This window comes from Flaviaestuariibacter terrae (assembly GCF_054777635.1).
In genome coordinates this window covers 620,871-645,573 of sequence record NZ_BAAHAL010000006.1, presented here as the reverse complement: position 1 = coordinate 645,573, position 24,703 = coordinate 620,871, and the positions used below count along the sequence as shown (strand labels likewise).

At 58.1% G+C, this 24,703-nt stretch carries 25 protein-coding genes and 2 tRNA genes; 20 read left to right on the top strand and 7 right to left on the bottom strand.

Annotated features, from left to right (window positions below; genetic code table 11):
• Positions 1-3 precede the first annotated feature (3 nt).
• The gene (locus ACYU7Z_RS03545; RefSeq protein WP_460567427.1) at positions 4-1,044 is read right to left on the bottom strand and encodes an ATP-grasp domain-containing protein; all 1,041 of its coding nucleotides are present in this window, start codon (positions 1,042-1,044) and stop codon (positions 4-6) included.
• Positions 1,045-1,212: 168 nt separating this feature from the next.
• On the opposite strand from ACYU7Z_RS03545, the gene ACYU7Z_RS03540 reads away from it, so the two are divergent.
• Complete coding sequence (locus ACYU7Z_RS03540) at positions 1,213-1,977, top strand: (Fe-S)-binding protein (protein ID WP_460567425.1); 765 nt, start codon at positions 1,213-1,215, stop codon at positions 1,975-1,977.
• 70 nt (positions 1,978-2,047) lie between these two features.
• Here the strand turns inward: ACYU7Z_RS03540 and ACYU7Z_RS03535 are convergent, their stop codons facing one another.
• Complete coding sequence (locus ACYU7Z_RS03535; protein WP_460567423.1) at positions 2,048-2,341, bottom strand: GIY-YIG nuclease family protein; 294 nt, start codon at positions 2,339-2,341, stop codon at positions 2,048-2,050.
• Positions 2,342-2,577: 236 nt separating this feature from the next.
• Between ACYU7Z_RS03535 and ACYU7Z_RS03530 the strand changes: the two genes are divergently transcribed.
• The 9 genes from ACYU7Z_RS03530 (at position 2,578) to ACYU7Z_RS03490 (ending at position 10,946) form a co-directional block, all read left to right on the top strand.
• The gene (locus ACYU7Z_RS03530; protein WP_460567421.1) at positions 2,578-3,090 is read left to right on the top strand and encodes a hypothetical protein; all 513 of its coding nucleotides are present in this window, start codon (positions 2,578-2,580) and stop codon (positions 3,088-3,090) included.
• A gap of 346 nt (positions 3,091-3,436) precedes the next feature.
• Complete coding sequence (gene miaB, locus ACYU7Z_RS03525; RefSeq protein WP_460567419.1) at positions 3,437-4,891, top strand: MiaB/RimO family radical SAM methylthiotransferase; 1,455 nt, start codon at positions 3,437-3,439, stop codon at positions 4,889-4,891.
• A gap of 9 nt (positions 4,892-4,900) precedes the next feature.
• The gene (locus ACYU7Z_RS03520) at positions 4,901-6,163 is read left to right on the top strand and encodes a sigma-54 interaction domain-containing protein (RefSeq protein ID WP_460567417.1); all 1,263 of its coding nucleotides are present in this window, start codon (positions 4,901-4,903) and stop codon (positions 6,161-6,163) included.
• A gap of 346 nt (positions 6,164-6,509) precedes the next feature.
• On the top strand, positions 6,510-7,043 hold the full coding sequence (locus ACYU7Z_RS03515) for an LptE family protein (RefSeq protein WP_460567415.1): 534 nt from the start codon (positions 6,510-6,512) through the stop codon (positions 7,041-7,043).
• 19 nt (positions 7,044-7,062) lie between these two features.
• The gene (locus tag ACYU7Z_RS03510; RefSeq protein ID WP_460567413.1) at positions 7,063-7,866 is read left to right on the top strand and encodes a hypothetical protein; all 804 of its coding nucleotides are present in this window, start codon (positions 7,063-7,065) and stop codon (positions 7,864-7,866) included.
• A gap of 9 nt (positions 7,867-7,875) precedes the next feature.
• Positions 7,876-8,196 (top strand): preprotein translocase subunit SecG, encoded by a 321-nt coding sequence (gene secG / locus ACYU7Z_RS03505; RefSeq protein WP_460567411.1) that lies wholly within the window; start codon positions 7,876-7,878, stop codon positions 8,194-8,196.
• 76 nt (positions 8,197-8,272) lie between these two features.
• The gene (gene mltG / locus ACYU7Z_RS03500; RefSeq protein WP_460567409.1) at positions 8,273-9,307 is read left to right on the top strand and encodes an endolytic transglycosylase MltG; all 1,035 of its coding nucleotides are present in this window, start codon (positions 8,273-8,275) and stop codon (positions 9,305-9,307) included.
• A complete protein-coding gene (locus tag ACYU7Z_RS03495) occupies positions 9,307-10,272 on the top strand; it encodes a YihY/virulence factor BrkB family protein (RefSeq protein ID WP_460567407.1) in 966 nt (321 codons plus the stop codon). Before mltG ends, ACYU7Z_RS03495 begins: the two co-directional genes overlap by 1 nt.
• Before the next feature lie 71 nt (positions 10,273-10,343).
• On the top strand, positions 10,344-10,946 hold the full coding sequence (locus ACYU7Z_RS03490) for a thioredoxin family protein (protein WP_460567405.1): 603 nt from the start codon (positions 10,344-10,346) through the stop codon (positions 10,944-10,946).
• A gap of 45 nt (positions 10,947-10,991) precedes the next feature.
• Here ACYU7Z_RS03490 and ACYU7Z_RS03485 read toward each other — a convergent pair whose 3' ends face one another.
• Entirely contained in the window at positions 10,992-11,489 is a 498-nt protein-coding gene (locus ACYU7Z_RS03485) for a TlpA disulfide reductase family protein (protein ID WP_460567403.1), read from the bottom strand.
• A complete protein-coding gene (locus ACYU7Z_RS03480; protein ID WP_460567401.1) occupies positions 11,470-12,066 on the bottom strand; it encodes a TrmH family RNA methyltransferase in 597 nt (198 codons plus the stop codon). Before ACYU7Z_RS03480 ends, ACYU7Z_RS03485 begins: the two co-directional genes overlap by 20 nt.
• 104 nt (positions 12,067-12,170) lie before the next feature.
• On the opposite strand from ACYU7Z_RS03480, the gene ACYU7Z_RS03475 reads away from it, so the two are divergent.
• Positions 12,171-12,244, top strand: a tRNA-Pro gene (locus ACYU7Z_RS03475).
• 473 nt (positions 12,245-12,717) lie between these two features.
• Here ACYU7Z_RS03475 and ACYU7Z_RS03470 read toward each other — a convergent pair.
• Positions 12,718-13,794, bottom strand: a complete 1,077-nt coding sequence (locus ACYU7Z_RS03470) for a porin (RefSeq protein WP_460567399.1) — start codon at positions 13,792-13,794, stop codon at positions 12,718-12,720.
• Between the two features lie 205 nt (positions 13,795-13,999).
• Positions 14,000-14,073: transfer RNA gene (locus tag ACYU7Z_RS03465), tRNA-Pro, on the bottom strand.
• A gap of 221 nt (positions 14,074-14,294) precedes the next feature.
• Between ACYU7Z_RS03465 and ACYU7Z_RS03460 the strand changes: the two genes are divergently transcribed.
• The 9 genes from ACYU7Z_RS03460 to ACYU7Z_RS03420 all read left to right on the top strand — a co-directional run bounded on the left by ACYU7Z_RS03460 (position 14,295) and on the right by ACYU7Z_RS03420 (position 22,788).
• A complete protein-coding gene (locus ACYU7Z_RS03460; RefSeq protein WP_460567397.1) occupies positions 14,295-15,560 on the top strand; it encodes a dihydroorotase in 1,266 nt (421 codons plus the stop codon).
• A gap of 6 nt (positions 15,561-15,566) precedes the next feature.
• The gene (locus ACYU7Z_RS03455; protein WP_460567395.1) at positions 15,567-16,070 is read left to right on the top strand and encodes a DUF4199 family protein; all 504 of its coding nucleotides are present in this window, start codon (positions 15,567-15,569) and stop codon (positions 16,068-16,070) included.
• Between the two features lie 3 nt (positions 16,071-16,073).
• On the top strand, positions 16,074-17,018 hold the full coding sequence (locus tag ACYU7Z_RS03450) for a glycosyltransferase family 2 protein (RefSeq protein ID WP_460567393.1): 945 nt from the start codon (positions 16,074-16,076) through the stop codon (positions 17,016-17,018).
• Complete coding sequence (locus ACYU7Z_RS03445; RefSeq protein WP_460567391.1) at positions 17,018-18,154, top strand: glycosyltransferase family protein; 1,137 nt, start codon at positions 17,018-17,020, stop codon at positions 18,152-18,154. The genes ACYU7Z_RS03450 and ACYU7Z_RS03445 overlap by 1 nt, the downstream gene beginning before the upstream one ends.
• A gap of 49 nt (positions 18,155-18,203) precedes the next feature.
• A complete protein-coding gene (locus tag ACYU7Z_RS03440) occupies positions 18,204-19,226 on the top strand; it encodes a GHMP family kinase ATP-binding protein (protein ID WP_460567389.1) in 1,023 nt (340 codons plus the stop codon).
• A 79-nt stretch (positions 19,227-19,305) separates the two neighbouring features.
• On the top strand, positions 19,306-19,884 hold the full coding sequence (locus ACYU7Z_RS03435; RefSeq protein WP_460567387.1) for a D-sedoheptulose-7-phosphate isomerase: 579 nt from the start codon (positions 19,306-19,308) through the stop codon (positions 19,882-19,884).
• A complete protein-coding gene (locus tag ACYU7Z_RS03430) occupies positions 19,881-21,131 on the top strand; it encodes an HAD-IIIA family hydrolase (RefSeq protein ID WP_460567385.1) in 1,251 nt (416 codons plus the stop codon). Before ACYU7Z_RS03435 ends, ACYU7Z_RS03430 begins: the two co-directional genes overlap by 4 nt.
• Positions 21,132-21,182: 51 nt before the next feature.
• Positions 21,183-22,178: a hypothetical protein gene (locus ACYU7Z_RS03425; RefSeq protein WP_460567383.1), complete on the top strand. Its 996-nt coding sequence runs from the start codon at positions 21,183-21,185 to the stop codon at positions 22,176-22,178.
• Between the two features lie 124 nt (positions 22,179-22,302).
• The gene (locus ACYU7Z_RS03420) at positions 22,303-22,788 is read left to right on the top strand and encodes a CYTH domain-containing protein (RefSeq protein ID WP_460567381.1); all 486 of its coding nucleotides are present in this window, start codon (positions 22,303-22,305) and stop codon (positions 22,786-22,788) included.
• A 69-nt stretch (positions 22,789-22,857) separates the two neighbouring features.
• Here ACYU7Z_RS03420 and lepA read toward each other — a convergent pair whose 3' ends face one another.
• Positions 22,858-24,648, bottom strand: a complete 1,791-nt coding sequence (gene lepA / locus ACYU7Z_RS03415) for an elongation factor 4 (RefSeq protein ID WP_460567379.1) — start codon at positions 24,646-24,648, stop codon at positions 22,858-22,860.
• Positions 24,649-24,703 lie beyond the last annotated feature (55 nt).

Here is a 24,703-nt window from a genome sequence, read left to right as displayed (position 1 = left end):
GGGTTAGATCTGTTCGTCCAACTGCTTCAGCAATTTGAAATGTGCCTTGGAGCCCTGCAGAAAGCGCCAGCCCTTGCGCAGCGGCCATACGGGAATGCCGTTGCGGCGGTTGATCATCGAGATCTCGTAGAGCACTTTCCAGTGCCGGAGGATTTCGCGGTGCGCCGCGCGGAGCGTCATGTTTTGCTGGTAAACGTGGTTGGGTTCGGCGCCGCTTCCGTTGTATTCGAGGAGGAGGAAATTCTTTCCGGCGCGGAGGTCTTCGAGCGAAGCCGCCTTGAGGTCGTAGCGCCCGTAATAAAATTCTTTCGAGTACAGGTTGATGCCATCCATCAGCCGCACGAGCGTCGGGTCGATCTCGCGGTGCAGGTTATAGAAAACCCCGCCGCGATTGAGATTGGCGGCGTAGGTGAGAAAGAACTTCTCGCCTGCCGGGAGCACACGCGTCACATCGTGCTTCTGCCGCATCTCCTCCACGCGGAAGCGCGCATTGGGATGCTGCTCGATCAGTTGGAGCAGCGTGGAGCTGCCGTCGCCGGTAACGCTCATCGGCTCCTTCTGCAAAAAGCCGGTAATGACGCCCTGCTCCTGCCCCGGGTAGCGGTAGTAAAAGATGCTGAACTCCACGGGATACGGGATCAGCGCCTGCACGAGGTAATCGACGGGCATCTTCGCATGGTAGGCTTCGAGCTCCTCGAACGAAAAGATCTTGCGGAACAGGATCCCGGCCATACCCACGTCGGGCTTTACGATAAACGGCAGGCGGATGGGGCTTTGCTCCACCTGTTCGCGCACCTGCGCGAACGGAATGCCCGGCGTGATATAGATCGTATCGGGAAAGCTGCCGGGGGGAAGCTGCTCGTACATCTCCCGCTTGCTCTCACCCTCGAAGCCGCCAAACGTGAGCGTGGGATTGGAGGGCGTAAAGAACCAGGGCGAACGCGCCCGCAGTCCATAGAGCATCCACATCGGCGTGATGTTGAGGTAGCGGAGCCAGAACGGCCACTGCTCCCAGTTTCGGATGCGGTTGAAAAAATTGCTCATGCTGCGGCCTGCAAAAGTAAGTTTCGTGAACCGTTTAATCGCCTGCCGGTTAATTAGTTTATTGGTAAGGCCCTTTCTTTTATTTTTGACGGCAAACGTTTCATTATCCTCGCTCCAGATCCGAGATCTGCGATCCGAGATCAATCGATTTTTATGCAGGTACGGACTATGGCTGAATTGGCGGCGGCGGGCGAGAGCCCCGAGGTTTTGTTCTGGGTGGGTTGCGCCGGATCTTTCGACGCGCGGGCCCAGAAGATCACGAAAGCCTTTGCCACGATCCTTCATAAGGTGGGCGTTTCCTTCGCCATCCTCGGCCCCGAGGAGCTGTGCACCGGCGACCCGGCGCGCCGCGCGGGCAACGAGTTCCTGTTCCAGATGATGGCCTACCAGAACATCCAGACGCTGAACAACTACGCGATCAGGAAGATCGTGACCACCTGCCCCCACTGCTTCAATATTTTCAAGAACGAATATCCTGTGCTCGGCGGCAGCTACGAAGTGGTGCATCATACTACCTACCTCAACGAGCTGATCCAGCAGGGCAAGATCCGCATGAAGGAAGGCGAATCGTTCAAGGGTCGCAAGATCACTTACCACGATTCCTGTTACCTCGGTCGCGGCAATGATATCTACGAAGCGCCGCGCCAAGTGCTTGAAGCGCTCGACGCCGAGCTCGTGGAGATGAAGCGTTGCCGCAAGAACGGCCTTTGCTGCGGTGCCGGCGGCGCCCAGATGTTCAAGGAAGAAGAAAAGGGCGACACCCGTATCAACCTCGAGCGCTCGGCCGAAGCCATCGACACCGGCGCGAATATTGTCGCCGCTGCCTGCCCCTTCTGCAACACCATGCTGACCGACGGCGTGAAGAATGCCGAGAAGGAAGAGAGCGTACAGGTGCTGGATGTGGCGGAGCTCGTGGCGCGTAGCATGGCTTAGTGACTTTCGTCCGTCATTGCGAGCGCAGCGAAGCAATCCCTTGCAGGCTGGCACAGAAGCCGTGAGCACCCTATCGCCAGCGTTCCGACAAATCCTTCCATTCCGGATTCATCATTTCGACCAAACTCACCTTTTTAGCCCGGCTGCCGCCCTTCAGCCGCTTTTCTTCGACGATGGCTTCTTCAATGCGTGGGAAAACGCGGTAGTACACGAGCCGGGTTGTACCGTAACGAGCTGTAAAAGATTTGGGATCTTTGCAGGTACGATGCTCGGAAAGCCGGGCACCAAGGTTGGATGTTACCCCTACGTAGAGCGCTTTCCTGCTTCGCGAGGCCAGGATATACACAAAACCGCCTTTGATCATCGGACAAAGGTTTGGAAGCCTGCCGGATGGACCTTGTTGTTTTCACCGGGAAAATCTGCTTTTTTCAACCGTTGGGATTGCCTCGGAGACATAGAGCAAGGGATTGCTTCCCCGCCTCCGGCGTGTTCGCAATGACGGTACTAATTGGACATCCGGCGAGGTCGCAATGACGTTAATGTTGGGGCTTTCCACTTCCCACTTCCCACTTGCAGACTTCTCCGCACTAACTTTGCGGCATGAATCTCGACTTCCAACAGCACCTCCCCGAAAACTTTGCTCCCGACAGCCGCGTGTGGATCTACCAAAGCAACCGCCGGCTCTTTTTGGGTGAGGCGCTCGAGCTCGAGCCGAAGCTCGAAGCCTTTTGCGCCGACTGGCGCTCGCATGGCGCCAAGGTGACGGCCTACGCCAACCTGTTTTTCGGGCAATTTCTCGTGCTGATGGCCGACGAGCGGGCCGCGGGCGTGTCGGGTTGCAGCACCGACGCCTCCGTGCGCTTCGTGCAGGAGGTCGGGCAGCAGTACAAGGTCGATTTCTTCAACCGCACCCACCTCGCCTTTATCGTCAAGGACAAGATCGAGACGATCCCGATGGCGCAGCTGCAGCCCGCGCTCACCGCGGGGCTCATCGGCCCCAACACCCTCTATTTCAACAATACGGTCGCTACGAAAGCGGAGCTGGAATCCAGCTGGATCATTCCCGTGAAGGACTCCTGGCTGGCCGGGCGGTTTCAGCTGCAGGGTCAATGAGTAATGAGTAATGAGTAATCAGTAATGAGTTTGTCGCCCCTTCCCGGCCGTACCCTTGCCGGCAGGGTTTTTCGCGCGCGCCGTCCGCGCATCCAAATTCCTCTAGGGTTTTTCGTCGGCGCCGTCCGCGCAGTCAAATCCCAGCAGGGATTCCGTTCCGCGCCGCCCGCGCAGCATAATTCCTGCGGGGATTGCGTTCCGCGCCGTCCGCGGACGATCTTCTCCCATCAGCTAGCACAGGCTTCGAGTAGAACCCGGTTAACTACATGCTATTTGCCGGACCGCTCCTGCCACTTTGTCACTTTTCTAACAGGCATTTGCTATCTTTGCCCCCTATTTTTTCGTTATGCTGGAATTGACTGAAAAAGTGATCGACGAGCGCCGCCAGGGCGAGGCGTTTTCCTTTGAGGGCAGCGTTGTCATCCCGACCGGAGAGCTGGATGCCGCCTCGGTGCTGGAAGCTGTGGGCGCAAAGCGCCATTTTTATATCGAAAGCTATGGCTGCCAGATGAACTTCAGCGACTCCGAGATCGTTGCCTCAATCCTGGCCGAAGAAGGCTTCGACGCCACCCGCAATTTCGAGGAGGCCGACCTGATCCTCCTCAATACCTGCTCCATCCGCGAAAAGGCTGAGCAAACGGTGCGCAAACGCCTCACGGAGTTTCGCAAGCTGAAAAAACAGCGTCCGTCCGTACTCGTGGGCGTGCTGGGCTGTATGGCCGAACGCCTCAAAAGCAAATTCATCGAAGAGGAAAAGCTCGTCGACCTGGTGGTGGGCCCCGACGCTTACCGAACGCTGCCGCAGCTTATTACCGAGGCCGACGGGGGCCAGAAAGGCGTCAACGTGCTCCTGAGCCGCGAGGAAACCTACGCCGATATTTCGCCGGTGCGCCTCAACTCGAACGGCATCACCGCCTTCGTGTCGATCATGCGCGGCTGCAACAATATGTGCTCCTTCTGCGTGGTGCCCTTTACCCGGGGCCGAGAGCGGAGCCGCGACAACGCCTCCATCCTCGCCGAATGCCGCAGCCTCTTCGAGGGCGGCTACCGCGAGGTGACGCTGCTCGGCCAGAACGTGGACTCGTACTACTTCACCCCCGAAGGCGGCACGCCCGTGACCTTCGCGATGCTGCTCGAAGAAGTGGCGCGCATCTCCCCCGACCTGCGCGTGCGCTTCTCGACCTCGCATCCCAAAGACATCACCGACGAAGTGCTGCACACGATGGCGCGCTACGACAACATCTGCAAATACATCCACCTCCCCCTGCAAAGCGGCTCCACGCGCGTGCTGCAGCTGATGAACAGAACCTATACCCGCGAGTGGTACGCCGCGAAGGTGGCCCGTATCAAGGAGATCATGCCCGACTGCGCGCTGTCCTCCGACGTCATCGCCGGCTTCTGCACGGAGACCGAGGAAGACCACCAGGATACGCTGCGGATGATGGAATACGCACGCTACGAAATGAGCTATATGTTCTTTTACAGCGAGCGCCCCGGCACGCTGGCCCAGCGCCGCTACCAGGACGATATCCCGGAGGACGTCAAGAAGCGCCGCCTCGCCGAGATCGTTGCAATGCAGAACCGCCTCTCGCTCGAAAGCAACCAGCGCGACCTCGGCAAGACCTTCCAGGTTCTGATCGAGGCCACCTCGAAGCGCTCGGAGCTCGACTGGATGGGACGCAGCTCGCAGAATAAAGTGATCGTTTTCCCCAAGAACGGACAAGACCTGAAGCCCGGAGATTATGTAAACGTGGCCGTGCGCGAATGCACGCAAGCCACCCTTTTAGGAGCTATTGTATAAATACGACGCATGGACCCTCAATCGATCAAGAACCGCTTTGGCATTATCGGCAACTCCCCCGCCCTCAACTACGCCCTGCAGGTAGCCGTGCAGGTATCCAATACCGACCTCACGGTACTGATCAACGGCGAAAGCGGCGTGGGCAAGGAAGCCTTCTCGCATATCATTCACTCGCTCTCGGCGCGCAAGCACAACCCCTTTATCGCGGTCAACTGCGGCGCCATCCCCGAGGGTACCATCGACTCCGAATTGTTCGGCCACGAAAAGGGCTCCTTCACGGGCGCCGTCGACGGCCGGAAGGGATACTTCGAAACCGTCAACGGCGGCACGATCTTCCTCGACGAGATCGGCGAAATGCCGCTTGGCACGCAGGCCCGCCTGCTGCGGGTGCTTGAAACCGGTGAGTTCATCCGCGTCGGCTCCTCGAAGGTGGTGAAGACCGATGTGCGCGTCATCGCCGCCACCAACCGCGACCTGCTGCAACAGGTGCAGGCCGGGAAATTTCGCGAAGACCTTTACTACCGCCTCAACACGGTGCCCATCCGCGTGCCGGCCCTCCGCGACCGCAAGGAAGATATCCCGCTGCTGTTCCGCAAGTTCGTGGTCGACTTTGCCGAGCGCTACAAGACGACGCCCGTGCAGCTCGACGAGGGCGCGCGCCATCGCATCATGCAATACACCTGGCCGGGCAACGTGCGCGAGCTGAAAAACATCGCCGAGCAGATCTCCGTACTGGCCTCCGACAAGCAGGTGACAGCCAAGGAGCTCGAGCGCTTTCTCCCCGAGGCGAATATGAACAGGCTGCCTGTATTGGCCACGCAGACGGGCGGCGGCGGTGAGTTCAGCAACGAGCGCGAGATTCTCTACAAGCTGTTTTTCGACATGAAGCGCGATGTGACGGAGCTGAAGAAGCTGATGGCCGAGATCATCCAGAACCCCGGCGCGGCTTCGCAGCATCCCGGTCTGTTCCGCGAGCTCCAGGAAATGCAATCGACGCATGGGGGTGCCTCGCTGCACCGCGAAGACGGTCCGCTGCAACCCGTGCTCGTTCCGCATACCGGGGGCATCCCGGTACAACCCGTGATCCTTCATGACGACATTCACCAGCATGAGGAAGTAGAGGAAAGCCTCAACATCATGGACAAGGAAAAGGAGCTCATTATCAAAGCACTCAAAAAGCACAAGAACAAGCGCAAGGACGCCGCCTCCGACCTGGGCATCAGCGAGCGGACGCTGTACCGGAAGCTGAAGGAGTATAATATCGACGAATAAGTTAATCTGCTAATGGGGCAGTCTGCTAGTCTGCTAATGATCGCCCTTGAAATGTTTATTGTCCGTTCTGAAACGTCTTTCTCCTTCCTGGAACGTCATTGCGAGCGCAGCGAAGCAATCGGTCGCCTCCAACTGTCATTGCGAGCGAAGCGAAGCAATCCCTTCCGGGTGGGCACAGAGGCCACTTATTAGGAAACGTCCTGTCTTTAAAACGTCATTGCGAGCGAAGCGAAGCAATCCCTGGCGGGCGGATACTGAAGCCCGCTAAGGCCTCCTTAAGCACCTTAGCAGTTCATTAGCAGACTTGCCCATCAGCAGACTAGCAGATTAGTTTATTTTTACAGCCATGCACCTTCTCAAGAAACTATCGCTCCCGCTCCTCCTCGTCGCCGTGCTGGCATTCTTCGGAACCGCCAACAGTGGCTGCGGCGTGTACAGCTTCCGCGACGTGTCGATACCCGATACCATCAAGACAATCCGGGTGCAGAAGATCGAGAACGCGGCGCCCTACATCAACCCGCAGCTGGCCCCGAACCTGACGGAGCGCCTGCGGCGGAAGGTGCTGAACCAGACGCGCCTTAACCTCACCAACGACGACCGCGCGGACTACGACGTCAATGCCACGGTCACCGACTATTCGGTGAGTACGTCGGGCGTCGGCAACAACAGCACGAGCACGCTGAACCGCCTCACCGTTACGGTACGAATGAGCCTTACCAACAACCGCAACCCCAACTCGGTGCCGCAGGAGCAAACGATCTCGCGCAGTTTCGATTTCTCGGCCAACCTTTCGCTGCAGCAGGCCGAGGCGCAATTGCTCGACCAGATGCTCAGCGGCCTGTCGGACGATATTTTCAACCGCCTGTTCTCCAATTGGTAAGTTGTGGTAATTTGGCGGCATGGCAGCGCCGATGAACCGCCTTTCCGAATCGCTTTTCCAGAAGTCTTTTGCTGATTGCAGCGCCGAAGAGTTGCAGCAACTGACGGCGCAATACCCCTACTTCGCGCCGGCGCATTTTCTCCTGCTCCGGAAGTTCGATCCCGCAACCGAGGAATACTGCAAGGAATACCAGAAAGCGCAGCTCTATTTCCACGACCCCGTTTCCTTCGAGTTTTTCCTGAACCGCCCCGATCTTGCCGACGACGTAGTCGCTGAGGTACCGGACAGCAGGCCGGCCGAAGTGCCGGAAGAGCCGACCTCGATCGAGGAGCACGAGGTGGATGTGCTCGACGAATTGCCGGCGTCTGAAGAGCCCCGGGTTCCTGAAAGCGGGGATGCAGCAGAGCGTCCCGTTCCCTCCCTCGCCGCCATCGACCTCAACGCGCCTCCCGAGGGCGGTCTGAGCTTCGAACCCTACCACGCGGTGGACTACTTTGCCTCCCAGGGGATCAAATTGTCGCTGGAAGAAGCCGGCAAGGATAAGTTCGGCAAGCAGCTCAAAAGCTTCACCGACTGGCTGAAGACGATGAAACGCATTACGCCCGAGACGAGCGCCCCACTCGATTCCCGTACCGAGGCCGGTGTGGAGAACCTGGCCGACCACTCGGTAAAAGAAGCCGAGATCGTTACCGAATCGATGGCGGAAGTGTGGCTGAAACAGGGAAACAAGCGGAAAGCGGCCGAGATCTACCGCAAATTAAGTTTGCTCCATCCCGCAAAAAGTGCTTATTTTGCCGACAAAATAAACAGCCTCAACGCTTAACAACGCTTTATGACCACCTTGTTTCTGATACTGATTATCCTGGCCAGTGTGATCCTCGGCTTCTTCGTCCTGGTACAAAACCCCAAAGGCGGGGGCCTCGCCGGTAATGTCGGCGGCCTCAGCAACCAGTTCATGGGTGTCAAGCAAACGACCGACGTGCTCGAAAAAGGTACCTGGGTGTTCGCCGCGCTGATCGCTGTACTGTGCCTCACCTCCACCTTCTTTATCAACGGCCGCCAGTCGGACAGCCGCCTCGACCCCATCGGCAACGGCCCCGTGAATTCGCGTCCCGCCAACACGACCACCCCCGCTCCTGCCCCTGTGAAGTAAGGCAGACAGGCACTAACATAATCTTAGGACAAGCCCTGCCACAGCGGCAGGGTTTTTTCATTTACTTTACCCAGGTATGAGACGGATCTTTCTCGTTGTATTCGGTATATTGTTCCTGGGCGCCCTTGTGGCTGCCTGGCTCCTGTTTGGCTCCGGTACGGGCTTCGGTACCAGGCGCGCGACACTGTACATTTCCACGCGTGCGGCCACCCGCAGCGCGGTGCTCGATTCGCTGGACAAGAATGACATCGTCAGCAGCCCGCGGCTCTTCGACTGGATCGCCTCCCGCCTCGGCTATTGGGAGCATGTGCGCCCCGGCAAGTACGAGTTCCCGGCCGGTACAAGCGTTTACCGGATGATCCGGACCCTCCGCAACGGCGCGCAGACACCGGTTAAGCTCACCATCAACAAGCTCCGCACCCGTGCTGACCTCGCGAAAATGTGCGGCGCCAAGTTCGAGATGGACTCGGCAACGATGATGCGCTTCCTCGACAACCCCGATTCGCTCCGGGCCTTCAAAACGGAGCCCGAGCGCGCCCTCACACTCATCCTCCCCGATACGTACACGTACTATTGGACCAACGGCCCCCGCGAGATACTCCGCAAATTTGCCGATGTGTCGGCGGGCTACTGGACAAAGGAGCGCATCGCGAAAGCCAAGGCCCATGGCCTCTCGCCGGAAGAAGCCTATATTCTCGCCTCCATTGTTGAGGAAGAGACCAACGAGCAATCCGAAAAGGGAAATATCACGAGCGTATACCTCAACCGGCTCGCCAGGGGAATGCCGCTGCAGGCCGATCCGACGGTCAAGTTTGCCCTCAACGACTTTTCCCTCACAAGGATCTACGAGAAGTACACACGCGTGGAATCGCCTTATAACACGTACCGCAACCGCGGCCTGCCTCCCGGCCCGATCTGCACACCGGGCCGGAAGACGATCGATGCCGTGCTGGATTCGCCCAAGACCGATTACCTCTATTTTGTGGCCAACCCCGACTTCAGCATGACGCACGTCTTCAGTGCTTCCTACGAGGAGCACCTGCAAAAAGCCCATGCTTACCAGGCGGAGCTGAACCGCCGTGAGGCAGCCAAAAACGGAACCCGCCCCTGATGCGCGAAAAAACTCATATCCGCAGCCAGATGACGCGCCCGCTCCGCTCGGTGATCGAGGGCAGCAAGCATGCTTATGTGCCGGGTATCCGCGACTTCACGCTGTTTGATATCTCCCGCGCCTTTTTCCGGCAACTAAAGCGCACCAGCCTTCCCGAGCGTGCCGCGGCCATCTCCTTCAACGTATTCATGGCCATCCCGCCGACGGTGCTTTTCCTGTTCACGCTCGTACCGCTGCTGCCGATCTCGAGGCAGTTTACCCGCGAGCTGTTCGGCATTATCCGCGACATCGTTCCGGGCGAGCGGAATAACTCGGTCATCATCGGCTTTCTCCGTGACTTCCTGCAGCGGCCGCGCAACGGGCTGCTTTCCTTTGGCCTCTTGATGGCGATGTTCTTTTCGAGCAACGCCATGATGGGAATCCTGCGGTCCTTTGATAAGAATTACGAGGGCTTCCGCAAGCCGACCGGGCTCCAGAAACGCAAGACGGCCCTGCGCCTCACGATGATCTTCTTCTTTACTATCTTCACCTGCATCGTGCTGCTCGTGGCGCAGGGAGCGGTGCTCAAGTGGGTCGGCATCCGCAACATCCATGTGCGCGGCATCATCGCCAACACCCGATGGATCGTGATCATCGTCCTCGCCTTCTGGTCGGTGTCGTTCATTTACCGGCACGGCCCCGCGGTGACGAAAAAATGGCCCTTCGTAACACCCGGTTCGATTTTCGCCACGTCGCTGATGGTACTGGCCACCACGCTCGTTACTTTCTGGGCCAACAACTTTTCCAATTACAACAAGCTGTACGGATCCATCAGCGCAGTGTTCATCCTGATGTCGCTCATCTTCGTCAATGCACTGGTGTTGCTGATCGGTTTCGAGCTCAACGTCACACTTGTCAACCTGAAACGCGAGCGCGAGCAGGATGAGCTGTCGCAGAATGCGCCGCACGAGGACCTCCTTTCCTGAATTTTATTCCATGAGCGGGACCTGTGGCAACGGCAGGTTACCGAAATTAGAAGCAGTTAAACCCCCGGTACATGAAAAAGATTCCTGTTATGCTGTTCCTGCTGGCCTTTGCAGCCCTGTGCGCGTTCCGCAGCCCCAGCGAATTACCCATCGGCTCGCCCCTGCCCAAGGCTGATGTGAAGCTTCCGGATATCAGTGGCAAAATGCTGACGCTCCAGGAGGCACGCGGGGCGAACGGACTTCTTGTGATGTTCAGCTGCAATACCTGCCCCTTTGTAGTGAAGAACCAGCTACGCACGCGCGACATCGGCACCTATGCCCAGGCACGTAAGCTGGGTGTCGTGCTCATCAACTCCAACGAAGCGCAGCGCAGCAGCGACGATTCGTTCGACGCGATGAAAGCGTATGCAAAAGAGCAGGGCTACAAGTGGAGTTATGTGCTGGATAAAAACTCCGAGCTGGCCGATGCGTTCGGCGCTACCCGCACGCCCGAATGCTTTCTCTTCGATAAAGACAGCAAGCTCGTGTACCATGGCGCTATCGACGATAATCCCGGGAACCCGGAAGCTGTAAGCCGCAAGCACCTCCAGGCCGCCATCGATGAACTTGTGACTGGAAAGGAAGTCACCGTCAAGACCACCCGCTCGGTAGGCTGCAGCATCAAGCGGCTTTAACTCGAGATGGATGCAGGAAAAGTCCCGCACAACGGCGGGACTTTTTTATTGATCAGAATCGATCATCTTCCGTATGCCGGCTTCCAGCTGCGCGCGCGAAAGCGACTCGTCAACAAAGTGCCGGTAGCCCAGGCGCTTGTTCAGGAACAGCGTGCCCGGAATGGCGCCCGACCAGCCCTGGTCCACCTTCGGGCAGAATACATCGGCATTGCTTTCGTCGAGGAATACGATGGGCCCCGTGATCTTGCGCTTTTGCGCGAATGCGCCGATCTTTTTGTAGTCCTCCGGCAGGTCGAGGCTCACCAGCAACAGGCGCACGCCGTTTGACGGGTATTTCGCCGCCAGCTCCTGGAAATAGGGTATTTCCGCAACACAGGGCTTGCAGAATGTTGCCCAGAAATTGATCACGGTGGGCGCGGTTGTCGTGTCCATATACCGTTCAAGGTCGGCGATCTTCCACCTTGGTATAGACGCCTGGGCAGCCGCTCCCGCGGTAAGGGCGAACAGCAGAACGATCAGCAGGTTAATCCGTATTGTCTTCATATAATCCCCATTGTTGTGCAAGTGAGGCCTGGAGCTCCGTGCGCAGGCCCGATCCGGAGTAATGCCCGGCAAGGCTTTTCTGACGGTACGCCTCGTAAAGCGTTACCGCGCAGGCAACGCTGATGTTCAGCGACTGGATCATGCCCACCTGCGGGATGATAAAGTTACCGTCGGCCATAGTACGGAACTCGTCGCTTACGCCCGCATGCTCGTTACCGAATACGAGGGCCGTTGGCACAGTGAGGTCCGTCTCGTATAAACTTACGGCATCGGTACTGAGGTGCGTTGTTAAAATGCGGGTGTACTTGCTCCGAAGCTCCGCGAAGCAGGCGGCGGCATCGGTAAACTGGTGCACCGTGAGCCATTTGTTGGCGCTGCTGGAGCTGCGGTCGCCCCACTTCTTGTGCCGCGGGATCTTCGTGTTGAGCACGTAGATCTCCTGCACGCCTACGGCATCGCAGCTACGCATCACGGCGGAAATGTTGTGCGGGTCGAACACGTTCTCGAGTACCACGGTGATGTTGCCCTGGCGCCTGGCCAGCACGGCTTCGATCTTGCTTCGGCGTTCGTTGGTCATATCGCTGCAAAGAAAATCTTTCGCCGGAAACTTTTATTACCGAAAATCCCTAAATTTGCACCCCGTCATTGAAACAACGCAAGGCGTTTTGATGAAACCCGGTTCGGGTGGTGGCGCAGCCCGGTAGCGCACTTGCATGGGGTGCAAGGGGTCGCTGGTTCGAATCCAGTCCACCCGACGAACGAAAGAAAGCTCTGAAGAAATTCAGGGCTTTTTTTATGCCCGGTAGCGCATCCCGCCTTCGGGCGGGAGGGTCGCTGGTTCGAAACGAAGTTCGACGAAGTCAATCCAGTCCACCCGACGAACGAAAGAAAGCTCTGAAGAAATTCAGGGCTTTTTTTATGCCCGGTAGCGCATCCCGCCTTCGGGCGGGAGGATCGCTGGTTCGAAACGAAGTTCGACGAAGTCAATCCAGTCCACCCGACGAACGAAAGAAAGCTCTGAAGAAATTCAGGGCTTTTTTTTATGCCGGTGCGCATCCCGCCTTCATGCGGGAGGGTCGCTGGTTCGAAACGAAGTTCGACGAAGTCAATCCAGTCCACCCGACGAACGAAAGAAAGCTCTGAAGAAATTCAGGGCTTTTTTTATGCCCGGTAGCGCATGTTGCATGCAACTAAGTATTGTGCGTGATGGGAAGCTGGACTTGATCTGTTAGAACGAAAAGCAGAAAGCGGTCGCGGCCGTCCAGTTGGCTCGATCGTATGCCCCGTCATGCCGCTGAAAAACGGCTGTCTGCCCGCGCAACCATTTTGCTTCTACCCGCCAAAGCAGGTTCGGAGCTATGTCCCAGTCCAGGTTGGAAGACAAGCCCCACACGCGGAAAGGCAGACCGCTGCTACTAACGATCACGCCAGCCGGATCACTATAGTATTCAGCGCGTACGGAAATGGTCTTTTGTTGGGCGATGCGCGTCCGTACAATGACAACAGGCGCATACCAGACGTTAAACGATCTGCTGCCTTTCCGAGCCTGCTCCAGGCCTGCGTCGAGGCCCATCGTAATTCCGAAAAGCTTACTCAGTTGGATAATTCCATACAGGTTATGAAAATAGCGCATCCTCCGCAGGCTGTCGGGCTGATCACTTCCGATAAATGTGCTGGAGTTCAAGGTAACCGTAGCCGTTGGTTTAAAGGTCACTTGGGTGCCGAACGAAGGCGTGTGGCTCCCACTTAGCCGTTGAATCCGTTGCCAGCCATTCAACAAAAAAACCGCCGCAAACCATTGTTGATTCTTGCTGCTGTACGATACCCGCACACCCGCTTCGAAGTACGGGGAGTTGTCCGCCGCAACACTTCGCGTGAGTGTCCAGTTGTCCTTCCCCACCGCGCTCTCGAACCCGATGTGCGACGGCATGATCCCCGCATCGACCCAGACCTGGTGCTGCTTGCTGACCCTTGCGCCAACGTTCCCTTCCAGCACGGTGCGCAGTACCCCCGGCTCATTTGCCAGGTTCGCGTTGCTGTAGGTGCCTGCCATCAACGCCAGGTTGCCCCTAACCCTGGTCGAGGCATAGGCAGCTTTTACAAACCCAAGGTTCAGATTGGCCTCCCCCGTTCGATTATGACTGTACACGAAAAGCGGCCGCGTGTGCGCCGGAGGACGGGCAAAGTCGAGAACGTAGTATACTTCGGCATACCCACTGTACGAAACACTTGTGCTATCCTGGCCTCGCGCGGCCAGGCAAACCAGCAAGCCGGTAATGGCCATGGTAGAATGCTTCTGCATCATGAGGCAAATTACCCAGCGGATTCATTGATGGAGCGCAGCATCTACAGAAATCTTTGTTCGCTGGAGGACGTTTCTGCCCGGTGCTTATTGCCCGGTTTCGTTTAGTGCCCTGCCGGTTTTCTTTTGCCATGCTCTTGCAAGAGTAATGTCAGGGAGGAAGGCATAAAAAAAGCCCGCCATCGCTCCAGGAGCTTGGCGGGCAGTGTCGGGATGACTGGATTCGAACCAGCGGCCTCTTCGTCCCGAACGAAGCGCGCTACCGGGCTGCGCTACATCCCGATCGATGAACTTCGCGGAAGCGAAACTCACCCCGGCCCTGCTGGCAACGCATGTGTTGCAGGAACCGGTTTCGGAGCAGCAAAATAAAGGAATTCAAGGCACTATTCCATAAAATATTTTCATTTTCCGGTGCCCTGCGCGCGCTGACCACGGACCCTGAAGCCGGCTGCTGCAAAACTACTGGCACAAAGCCCTACGGCCTTTCCTATCTTAGCCGCGTCATGGAAATCCTTCTCCGGCAGGTGACCGTTGTCGACCCTGCTTCACCCCTTCACGCACAACGCAGCGATATCGCCATCGATGGCGGCCGCATCCGCATCGGTGCTGCTGACGCCCAGCCCCATACGCAGGTCATCGACATTCCCGGACTTTGTATCGCACCCGGTTTTGTCGACCTGTTTGCGCAGTTCTGCGACCCCGGCCAGGAGCAGCGCGAGACGCTCGAGAGCGGCGTTGCCGCGGCTGCCGCCGGTGGCTACACCGACGTGCTGCTGCTGCCCAACACATCGCCCTGCGTGCATAACAAAGCGTCGGTGGAATACATCACCCAAAAAAGCAGGCAGCTTCCCGTTCGCCTGCATCCGATGGGTGCGCTGACACGCAATACCGAAGGCAGGGAACTCGCGGAACTGTACGACATGTATGCCTCCGGCGCGAAAGCCTTTACTGATGGATTGAACCCGGTTCAATCGGGCGGGATCCTGCTCAAGGCGCTCCAATATGTGCTCGCCATCGATGCGCCTGTTGTGCAGCTGCCCGACGACCGGTCGTTCAACCCCGGCGGGCTCATGCACGAGGGTATTGTTTCCACACAGCTTGGCCTGCCCGGCCGTCCCGCGCTTGCCGAGGAGCTGATGGTTGCCCGCGACATCGAGCTCGTTCGCTACACCGGCGCGCGACTTCATCTTACAGGCATTTCCTGCACCGGCTCCGTTGCGCGCATACGCGCCGCTAAAGCCGAAGGCCTCCCGGTGACCTGCTCGGTGACACCCCTGCATCTTCTGTTTACGGAAGAAGACCTCCGCGATTACGATACAAACTTCAAGCTCACGCCGCCCCTGCGTACTGCTGCCGACCGCGACGCACTCCGTGCGGCAGTGCTCGACGGCACGGTGGATTGCATCGCCAGCCACCACCTGCCGCAGGACAGTGACCATAAGATCGTGGAATTCGAAGCCGCGGCGCCGGGCGCTATCGGGCTGCAGACTGCGTTCGCAGCTGTATGCACCGCGTTGCCCGCGCTTGGTGCCTCGCAGCTCGCCGCACTCTTCGGCGGCAATGCGCGCCGCATCTTCGGGCTACCCGATGCCGGCATCCGGGAGGGCGCGCCGGCTTGCTGCACGCTGTTCAGCAAAAGCGGCCAAACGAGGTTCACGAAAACCGGCAACCGGAGCCGCTCCGCCAACTCACCGTTGTTCGATGAAACGCTTGCCGGACAAGTACTCGGCATTATTGGACCCGGCGCTGTATTTTTGAACACTTTTTAACTGCTTATGGAGGCTACCCGAAAGAACGCGCACATTCGTCCTGCCCTGCTCATCGCGATCGTGATGATCGGCATCCACTGCTGGATCCACGTACGGGGCCAGGCCCTCAACCCGGTGCTGCTGCTGACCGCCAGCCTGCCGCTCGTTGTGGGCGTCATCTACAATGTGTACCAGCATGCAACCGCCAACCCGACCAACACGTTCGGTAACAATTTCGCCTATGGCTTCCGCATCACGGCAGTCGTCACGGTGATCATGCTCCTGTTTGTCGTCGTTTTCTTCAAGGCATTCCCGCAATACAAAGACCTCTTGCTTGATACCTTACTGAAGTCGGCCGACCGCAAATCGAGCGGTATGGACGACGAAGCGATCAACCGCGCCGTGCAGGATTGGGACACCCACTTCCTCCAGCGCCTCGCTACCATCTATATTTTCCTGAACATCATCCCCGGCGCCATCGCTTCGCTCATCGCAGCGGCCATCGGTACCCGGAAAACAAAATCGATCTGATACATGGACCTTTCCATCGTCGTACCGCTGTTCAATGAAGACGAGTCGCTGCCCGAGCTCACCGACTGGATCCGCCGTGTGTGCGATGCCAACGGCTACAGCTACGAGGTGATCCTGGTAGACGATGGCAGCACCGATCGTTCCTGGGAGGTCATCACCGAGCTGCGCGCCGCCAACCCGCACCTGAAGGGCATCCGCTTCCAGCGTAACTACGGCAAGTCGGCCGCGCTCAACGAGGGCTTCAAGGCTGCTGAAGGCGACGTCATCATTACGATGGACGCCGACCTGCAGGATTCACCCGACGAGATACCTGAATTGCGCCGGCTTATCATCGACGAAAAATATGACCTGATCAGCGGCTGGAAAAAGAAGCGCTTCGACAACAAGCTGACGAAGAACCTTCCGTCGAAGCTCTTTAACGCCGCAACGCGCAAAATGTCGGGCATCTACCTGCACGACTTCAACTGCGGCCTCAAAGCCTACCGCCGCAAGGTGGTGAAGAGCGTTGAGGTTTACGGCGAGATGCACCGCTACATTCCCGTACTGGCCAAGTGGGCCGGCTTTCGCAAGATCGGAGAGAAAGTAGTGGAGCACCGTGCCCGCAAATATGGTGTTACGAAGTTTGGCTGGGAGCGCTTTGTCAACGGCTTTCTTGATCTCCTCTCGATCTCCTTTGTTGGAAAATTTTCCAAGCGCCCGATGCACTTCTTCGGGCTCTGGGGCACCGTATTTTTCCTGCTTGGGTTTATTACAACGCTTTCGCTGATCATCGCCAAGATCGCCAACCCGTCTGAGTCGTCGCTCACCAACAAGCCTGGCTTCTACCTTGCATTGACCTTTCTCGTTATCGGCATGCAACTCTTCCTGGCGGGCTTCGTGTCGGAGCTCATTGCGCGGAATGCACCGGGACGCAACTCCTACCTGATCGAAGAAAAAGCCGGGCTCTGATGGCGAAGGTCCTGATCATCGGCCCGGCGCACCCGCTTCGTGGCGGTGGCATCACTACCTTCAACCAGCGACTGGCTACCGAATTTCTACGGGAGGGCCACGAGTGCTCGATTGCCTCGTTTTCGCTGCAGTATCCCAACTTCCTGTTTCCCGGCAAATCGCAGTTCACCGACGAGCCCGCGCCGGAAGGACTCCGGATCCGGCCGCTGATCAACTCCATCAACCCGCTCAACTGGGTGAAGGTGGGCCGGCTGCTGGGCCGCGAGCGTCCCGACCTTGTCGTGGTGCGTTACTGGATGCCGTTTTTCGGCCCGGCACTGGGTACCATACTCCGGCTGATCAGGCGCAACGGGCACAGCCGGATCGTGTGCATCGCCGACAACGTGGTGCCGCACGAGCAGCGCTTCTTCGACAAACCGTTCACGAAATATTTCCTTCCTTCCTGCGACGCCTTCATCACCATGAGCCAGCAGGTGTACAATGACCTGCTGACGTTCGCAGCCGGCAAGCCCGCGGAAATCGTGCCGCATCCCTTATACGATTCGTTTGGCGAAAAGCTGAGCAAGGAAGCGGCGCGTCAGCATCTCGGGCTCGCAAACGATGACCGCATCATCCTGTTCTTTGGATTTATCCGGCACTACAAGGGCCTGGACCTGTTGCTCAGCGCGATGGCCGAGGCACCTTTGAAGGACAGTGGCATCAAGCTGCTCGTGGCCGGTGAGTTTTACGAGGATGAAAAGGAATACCAGGCGCTGATCGACAACAACGGCCTGCGTGACCGTGTGCTGCTTCACACGCGTTTTATGGCCGATGCGGAGATCCGCTATTACATCTGCAGCGCCGACTTTATCGTGCAGCCGTACCGGAGCGCCACGCAAAGCGGTGTTACGCCCCTCGCCTATTACTTTGAGCGCCCGATGGTGGTCACCAATGTCGGCGGCCTCCCCGACCTCGTGCCCGACCACCGCTGCGGCATCGTGTGCGAGCCGGAGCCCCTGTCGATCGCAGAGGCGGTGGCCGAGTGTTACCGTCTGGGCGAGGATTTCTTTGTGCCGCAGATCCGCGCGGAGAAGAAAAAATATGCCTGGAGCAGGCTTACTTCCGCGCTGTTCCGGATCGCCGGTTTATCGTACTGACGAATTGCCCGGCGAAGTTCTTTTGACGTTTTACTTTTGATATCTGAATATGATATACCGCAGCAAAGCCCCGCTCCGTATTGGTCTCGCCGGTGGCGGCACCGATGTCAGCCCCTACAGCGACCGCTTTGGCGGCACCATTCTCAATGCCACCATTTCGCTCTATGCCCACGCAAGCATCGAGCCGCTGAGCGAGCCGACGATCATCCTCGAAACCAACGACCGGAGCGAGCGGCAGGAATTTGCCTTCGCCCCGAGCCTGCCCATTGATGGACGCCAGGACCTGCTCAAGGGCGTCTACAATGCCGTGCAGCGCGACTACGGTCCGATCCGCACAGGCTTCCGGCTCTCCACCTTCGTCGACGCGCCGGCAGGCTCCGGCCTCGGCACCTCCTCAACGCTTGTGGTGGCCATTCTTGGTGCTTTCGTGGAGATGATGCGCCTGCCCCTTGGCGAATACGACATCGCGCACTATGCCTGTGCCATCGAGCGCAACGACCTGCGCTGGGCCGGCGGCAAGCAGGATCAATACGCCGCGACCTTCGGGGGCGTCAACTTCATGGAGTTTTACAGTGGCGACAAGGTGATCGTCAACCCGCTGCGGATCAAGCAGCACTACCTCTTCGAGCTCGAGAACAACCTACTTCTTTACTATACGTCCACGAGCCGCGAGTCGGCACGAATCATCGAGCAGCAGTCGCAGAATGTTGTAGCCAACAATGAAGTGTCCATCGATGCGATGCACCAGCTGAAGCAGCAGGCGCAGATGATGAAGGAGGCGCTGCTGATGGGGCGCATTCACGAGCTCGGTGATATTCTCGATTATGGCTACCAGCAAAAGCGGCGTATGGCCGAAGGCATCAGCAACCCGCTGATGGAGGAGATCTACGACACGGCTCGAAAAGCCGGCGCCACGGGCGGCAAGATCTCCGGTGCCGGCGGCGGTGGCTTCATGATCTTCTACTGTCCCGGCAACAGCAAATTCAACGTACTCAAAAGCCTCGAGCGCTTCGGCGGCGTGCCCCGCTCCTACCAGTTTACCGAGCATGGGATGAAGAGTTGGACCATTTGAACAGCAGAACAACAGAACAAGGGAACAGCCGAACAACAGAATAGCGAATGGGTTAGCTTTGCGTTCTCAAGTGAGGCACATGGAAAAGATCAGGGAACTTGTACAGGCTTCGATCGATGTAAAGCAACTCGTGCTGCAAAATGACGAACTGCTGCAAACGGTCCAGGCGATAACCGATGCGATGGTCGCGGCGCTGCGCGCTGGCAACCGGATCTGGTTTTGCGGCAACGGCGGCAGTGCGGCCGACGCGCAGCATCTCGCTGCCGAATTCAGCGGCCGCTTCTACTTAAACCGCAAGGCGCTCCCGGCAGAAGCACTGCACTGCAACACCTCGTACCTGACGGCCGTCGCCAACGATTACAGCTTCGATGTGATCTACGCCCGCCTCGTGGAAGGCATAACAAGCAGGGGCGATATTCTGGTGGGTCTTTCCACGTCCGGCAACTCCGCCAATATCGTGCGTGCCTTTGAATCCGCGCGTGAAATGGGGCTTCTGACCGTTGCCTTTACCGGCGCCGGTGGCGGCCTGCTCAAAGGAATGAGCGATCACCTCGTTAACGTACCCTCCACGGTCACGCCCCGCATCCAGGAAAGCCATATTCTCCTCGGCCACATCATCTGCCAGCTGGTGGAAGAAATCTATTTCGCCACGGCATGAGGGTACGCGAAGCCATCATTCTTGCCGGCGGACTTGGAACAAGGCTCCAGGCTGCTGTTCCCGACCTCCCGAAATGCCTGGCACCCGTAGCCGGCCGCCCCTTTCTCGGCTACGTGATCGACAACCTCCGGCGCCAGGGGATCGGGCGCTTCGTGTTTTCGCTCGGGTACAAGTCGGAACTGGTGGTTGCCTACCTGGAGAAGAATTACCCTACGCTATCCTACGTGACGGTTGTGGAAGACGAGCCCCTCGGCACGGGCGGTGCTATTGCGTTTGCGCTCGGCGCGGCGCAGGAGACTACCGTTTGCGTCACCAATGCCGACACGCTTTTTCGCGCCGATCTTGCGAAGCTCGCAGCCGTTCATGAAGCGAGCGCTGCCGAATGTACTCTTTCCCTCAAGCCCATGACGCATCCCGACCGCTACGGCACGGTGTTGCTTTCCGGCAACCATATCACAGCCTTCCGTGAAAAAGCCCCGGTCGCGGAAGGAACGATCAACGGCGGCTTGTACCTCTTGGACAAAGGGCGTTTCCTGGCGCAAGACTGGCCAACTGCCTTCTCATTCGAGCACGACTTTCTCGGACCTGCTGCCGCGCGCGGCGCGCTCGCGGGAAGCATACAGGACCACTACTTCATCGATATCGGGATCCCGGCCGATTATGCGCGCGCACAAACCGAGCTCGCACCCGCCCCGCTCGAACTGCACCGTGTAGACAGCAGCTGGACGCTCTTCCTTGACCGCGACGGCGTGCTCAACGACGAGCGCGTTGGTTATTATGTACTGAACCGGGGTGAATTCCATTTCAGCGCCGGTGTACTCGAGGCGATGCCGCTGCTGGCGCGCCGCTTCGGCCGGATCGTGGTGGTCAGCAACCAGCGCGGTGTGGGTAAAGGTCTGATGACGGAAGCCGACCTCGCCGATGTGCACAGCGTGCTGCTCGACGGGATCCGCGGCGCCGGCGGCCGCATCGATGCCATCTACTATTGCACAGACAAAGACGATCGCTGCTTTGAGCGGAAGCCGAACCCCGGCATGGCGCTTCGGGCGCGCGCGGAGTTCCCCGAGATCGATCTTAACAAAACCATTATGGTCGGCAACAAGCCTTCGGATATGCGATTCGGGCGGGCTGCCGGTGTACATACGGTGTTCGTAACCACCACCAATCCAGACCAGGCTTACCCGCACCCCGATATCGACCTCCTCTTCCCGACACTGCTTGACTTTGCCCGGGCGCTCGAATCTTAAGAAATATTTTGAACCCTTTTTCCGTTCTTAGTGGACACAAAAGGTCCTTCCGTGAAAAAACCCGTTCTCTTCGTTTTAGTACTCATCGCGATCGGCAGCTCTGCACTGCAGGCCCAGAAGATCGCTTCCGCCGACCTCAAGGTGCTGCGGGCGAAGGAAGACACGCTCAAGGAGCTTGCCCGGCACATCTACACCGACACCCTTGCCTCCGGCCGCCTGCGCAGCGACAGCCAGTTTGTAAAAACGCTGATCCGCGGCCTGCAGGTGAAGCATTCCTTCCTGTTCCCGTTTGATGAGGTGATGGGCGTGTCGAAGCTCTATGCACCCGACAGCTCATTCCGCATTTTTACCTGGCAGGTGACGATCCCGACCGTTCAGGCCCGCAAGCGCGGCGCAATCCAGATGCGCACGGCCGATGGCTCGCTCAGGCTGATCCCCCTCCGCGATGTGACGGAATTCACCGAGTTTGCCGAAGACTCCGTGCGCGACCGTACCAACTGGATCGGCGCGGTGTATTACAACCTGATCAAGACGACCTGGGCCGGCAAGCCCTACTATACGCTTTTCGGTATCGACGACCGCGGCTTCTCCGTGAAGCGGAAGTGGATCGAGGTGCTGACCTTCGATGAAGCCGGGCAGCCCCGCTTCGGTGGCGACTACTTCGACTTCTCGCAGGACACGGTCGCGCGCCGCCAGCACAACCGCTTCGAGATTGCCTACAAGCGCGAGGCCAACGTGGCCGCCAACTGGGACGAAGACCAGAAGCTGATCCTCTTCGATCACCTGGTATCCGAAACCGGCCAGACCGATCTCCCCTACACGATGGTCCCTGACGGCGATTCGGAGGGCTTTAAATGGGAGAAAGGAAAGTGGGTGCACATCGACAAGGTCTTTCACTACAAGGTCGACATGACCGGCGTAGACCCGCTGCTGGGCAAGCCGCCCGTGGGCGATCCGATCCTCGATGCGAAGGGAAACATCAACGAGGACAAGCTCCAGCAACATACCGACAAGAATAATCCTCCGAAGAAAAAGGACGACGAATAGTTTTTTTGAATCAATGACCCCAATCCCGGCGGCCCGAACAGGATCCCGCCGGGATTTTTGTTTGCAGACAGTCGCTGCCGGATCAAACTGTGCTGGCGCAGTTTTCGCTAACTATCTTGCACCTATGGCTGTTGAAATTGAGCGCAAATTCCTGGTGGATCCCGCTGCCTGGGCCGCCTACCCGAAAGAAGCCCCGCACTACCTGCGCCAGGGCTACCTGTTCAAGGATCTCGTCAAAACCGCCCGCGTTCGGGTAACCGACGATACCGGCTATATCACCATCAAAGGAAAGACAATCGGCATCAGCCGCGCCGAATACGAATTCGAGATACCCAGGGCCGAGGCTGAAGAGCTCCTGAGCCGCTTCTGCGAAACGGTCGTGGCCAAGCAGCGCTACATCATTCCCTTCGAAGAAAAGATCTGGGAGGTGGATGTGTTCCTGGGCGACAACGCCGGCCTTATCGTTGCCGAGATCGAGCTCGTGGAAGAGGAAGAGCCATTCGCGCTGCCTCCTTTCATCAGCGAAGAGGTAACCGGCATCAAGAAATACTACAATTCGCAGCTGGCCGTGAATCCCTACAAGGGCTGGACGGCCTCATCAGAAAAGTAAAAAGTCAAAATTCAAAAGACGGTAGCTAGCCTTTTGAATTTTGACTTTTGAATTTTTTTTCCCCGGTGCTTAATCATCGAGCTTCAGCACCGCGAGGAACGCTTCCTGCGGTACTTCCACGTTGCCGATCTGGCGCATGCGCTTCTTACCTTCCTTCTGCTTTTCGAGCAGCTTGCGCTTACGCGAGATATCGCCACCGTAGCACTTCGCGGTTACATCCTTGCGGATGGCCGAGATGTTTTCGCGGGCCAGGATCTTGGCGCCAACGGCGGCCTGGATGGCGATCTGGAACTGCTGCCGCGGCACGAGCTCCTTCAGTTTCTCGCACAGCTTGCGGCCGAAGTCCTGCGAGCGGCTCCGGTGAATGAGTGCCGACAGGGCATCCACCTTATCGTTGTTGAGCAGGATATCCATCTTCACAATGTCGGCCTCGCGGTAACCGATCGGGTGGTAATCGAACGAAGCATAGCCACGGGTCTGGCTCTTGAGCTTATCGTAGAAGTCGAACACGATCTCGGTGAGCGGCATCTCGAAGATGAGCTCCACGCGTGTGGTGGTGAGGTAGCTCTGGTTGAGGAGGATGCCGCGCTTGCCGAGGCAGAGCGTCATGATGTTGCCGATATATTCGCCCTTCGTGATGATCTCGGCGCGGATAAAAGGCTCCTCGATGCGGTCGGTCTTCACCGGCTCGGGCATCTCGGCGGGGTTGTTTACAATGATCTTCTCTCCCTTCGTGGTGTAGGCGATGAAGCTTACGTTGGGCACCGTCGTGATCACCGTCTGGTTGAACTCGCGCTCGAGGCGCTCCTGGATGATCTCCATGTGGAGCAGTCCGAGGAAGCCGCAACGGAAGCCGAAGCCGAGTGCCTGCGACGTTTCCAGCTCGAAGGTGAGCGAGGCGTCGTTGAGTTGCAGCTTCTCCATGCAGTCACGCAGTTCCTCAAAGGCGTCGGTTTCCACCGGGAAGATGCCGGCGAAAACCATCGGCTTTACTTCCTGGAAGCCCTTGATCATTTCCTGCGTGGGGCGCGAAGCCGTTGTGAGCGTATCACCCACCTTGACTTCCTTGGCATTCTTGATTCCGGTAATGATATAGCCTACGTCGCCGGCGCGTACTTCTTTGGTAGGCGTGGGTTTGAGCTTGAGGATACCCACTTCGCTGGCTTCGTATTCCTGTCCGGTGCTGACAAACTGAACTTTTTCGCCGCTGCGGATGGTCCCGTTGAGCACGCGGTAGTATACGATGATGCCGCGGAAGGAGTTGAATACGGAGTCGAAGATGAGCGCCTGCAGCGGTGCCTCGGGGTCGCCCTTGGGAGCGGGGATGCGCTCCACGATGGCTTCGAGGATACCATCAATGCCGATGCCGGCGCGGCCGGAAGCGAGCAGGATGTCTTCGGCCTTGCAGCCGATAAGCTCGATGATCTGGTCTTTCACCTCCTCGATCATCGCGCCATCCATATCGATCTTGTTGATCACGGGAATGATCTCCAGGTCGTTTTCCAGTGCGAGGTACAGGTTGGAGATGGTCTGCGCCTGGATGCCCTGTGTGGCGTCCACCAGCAGCAGCGCGCCTTCGCAGGCGGCGAGCGCGCGGCTCACCTCGTAGCTGAAGTCGACGTGACCCGGCGTATCGATCAGGTTGAGAACGTATTTCTCACCCTTGAAATTGTAGTTGATCTGGATGGCGTGGCTCTTGATCGTGATGCCCTTCTCGCGCTCCAGGTCCATATCGTCCAGCACCTGGTCCATCATGTCGCGGTCGGAGATCGTGTTGGTGGTTTGGAGCAGGCGGTCGGCCAGGGTACTCTTACCGTGGTCGATGTGGGCGATGATGCAGAAATTCCTGATATTTTTCATGCGTAAAAAGGCCCGTGAAACGGGTCCGCAAAGGTAACGAAATGTGGTGGCCTCC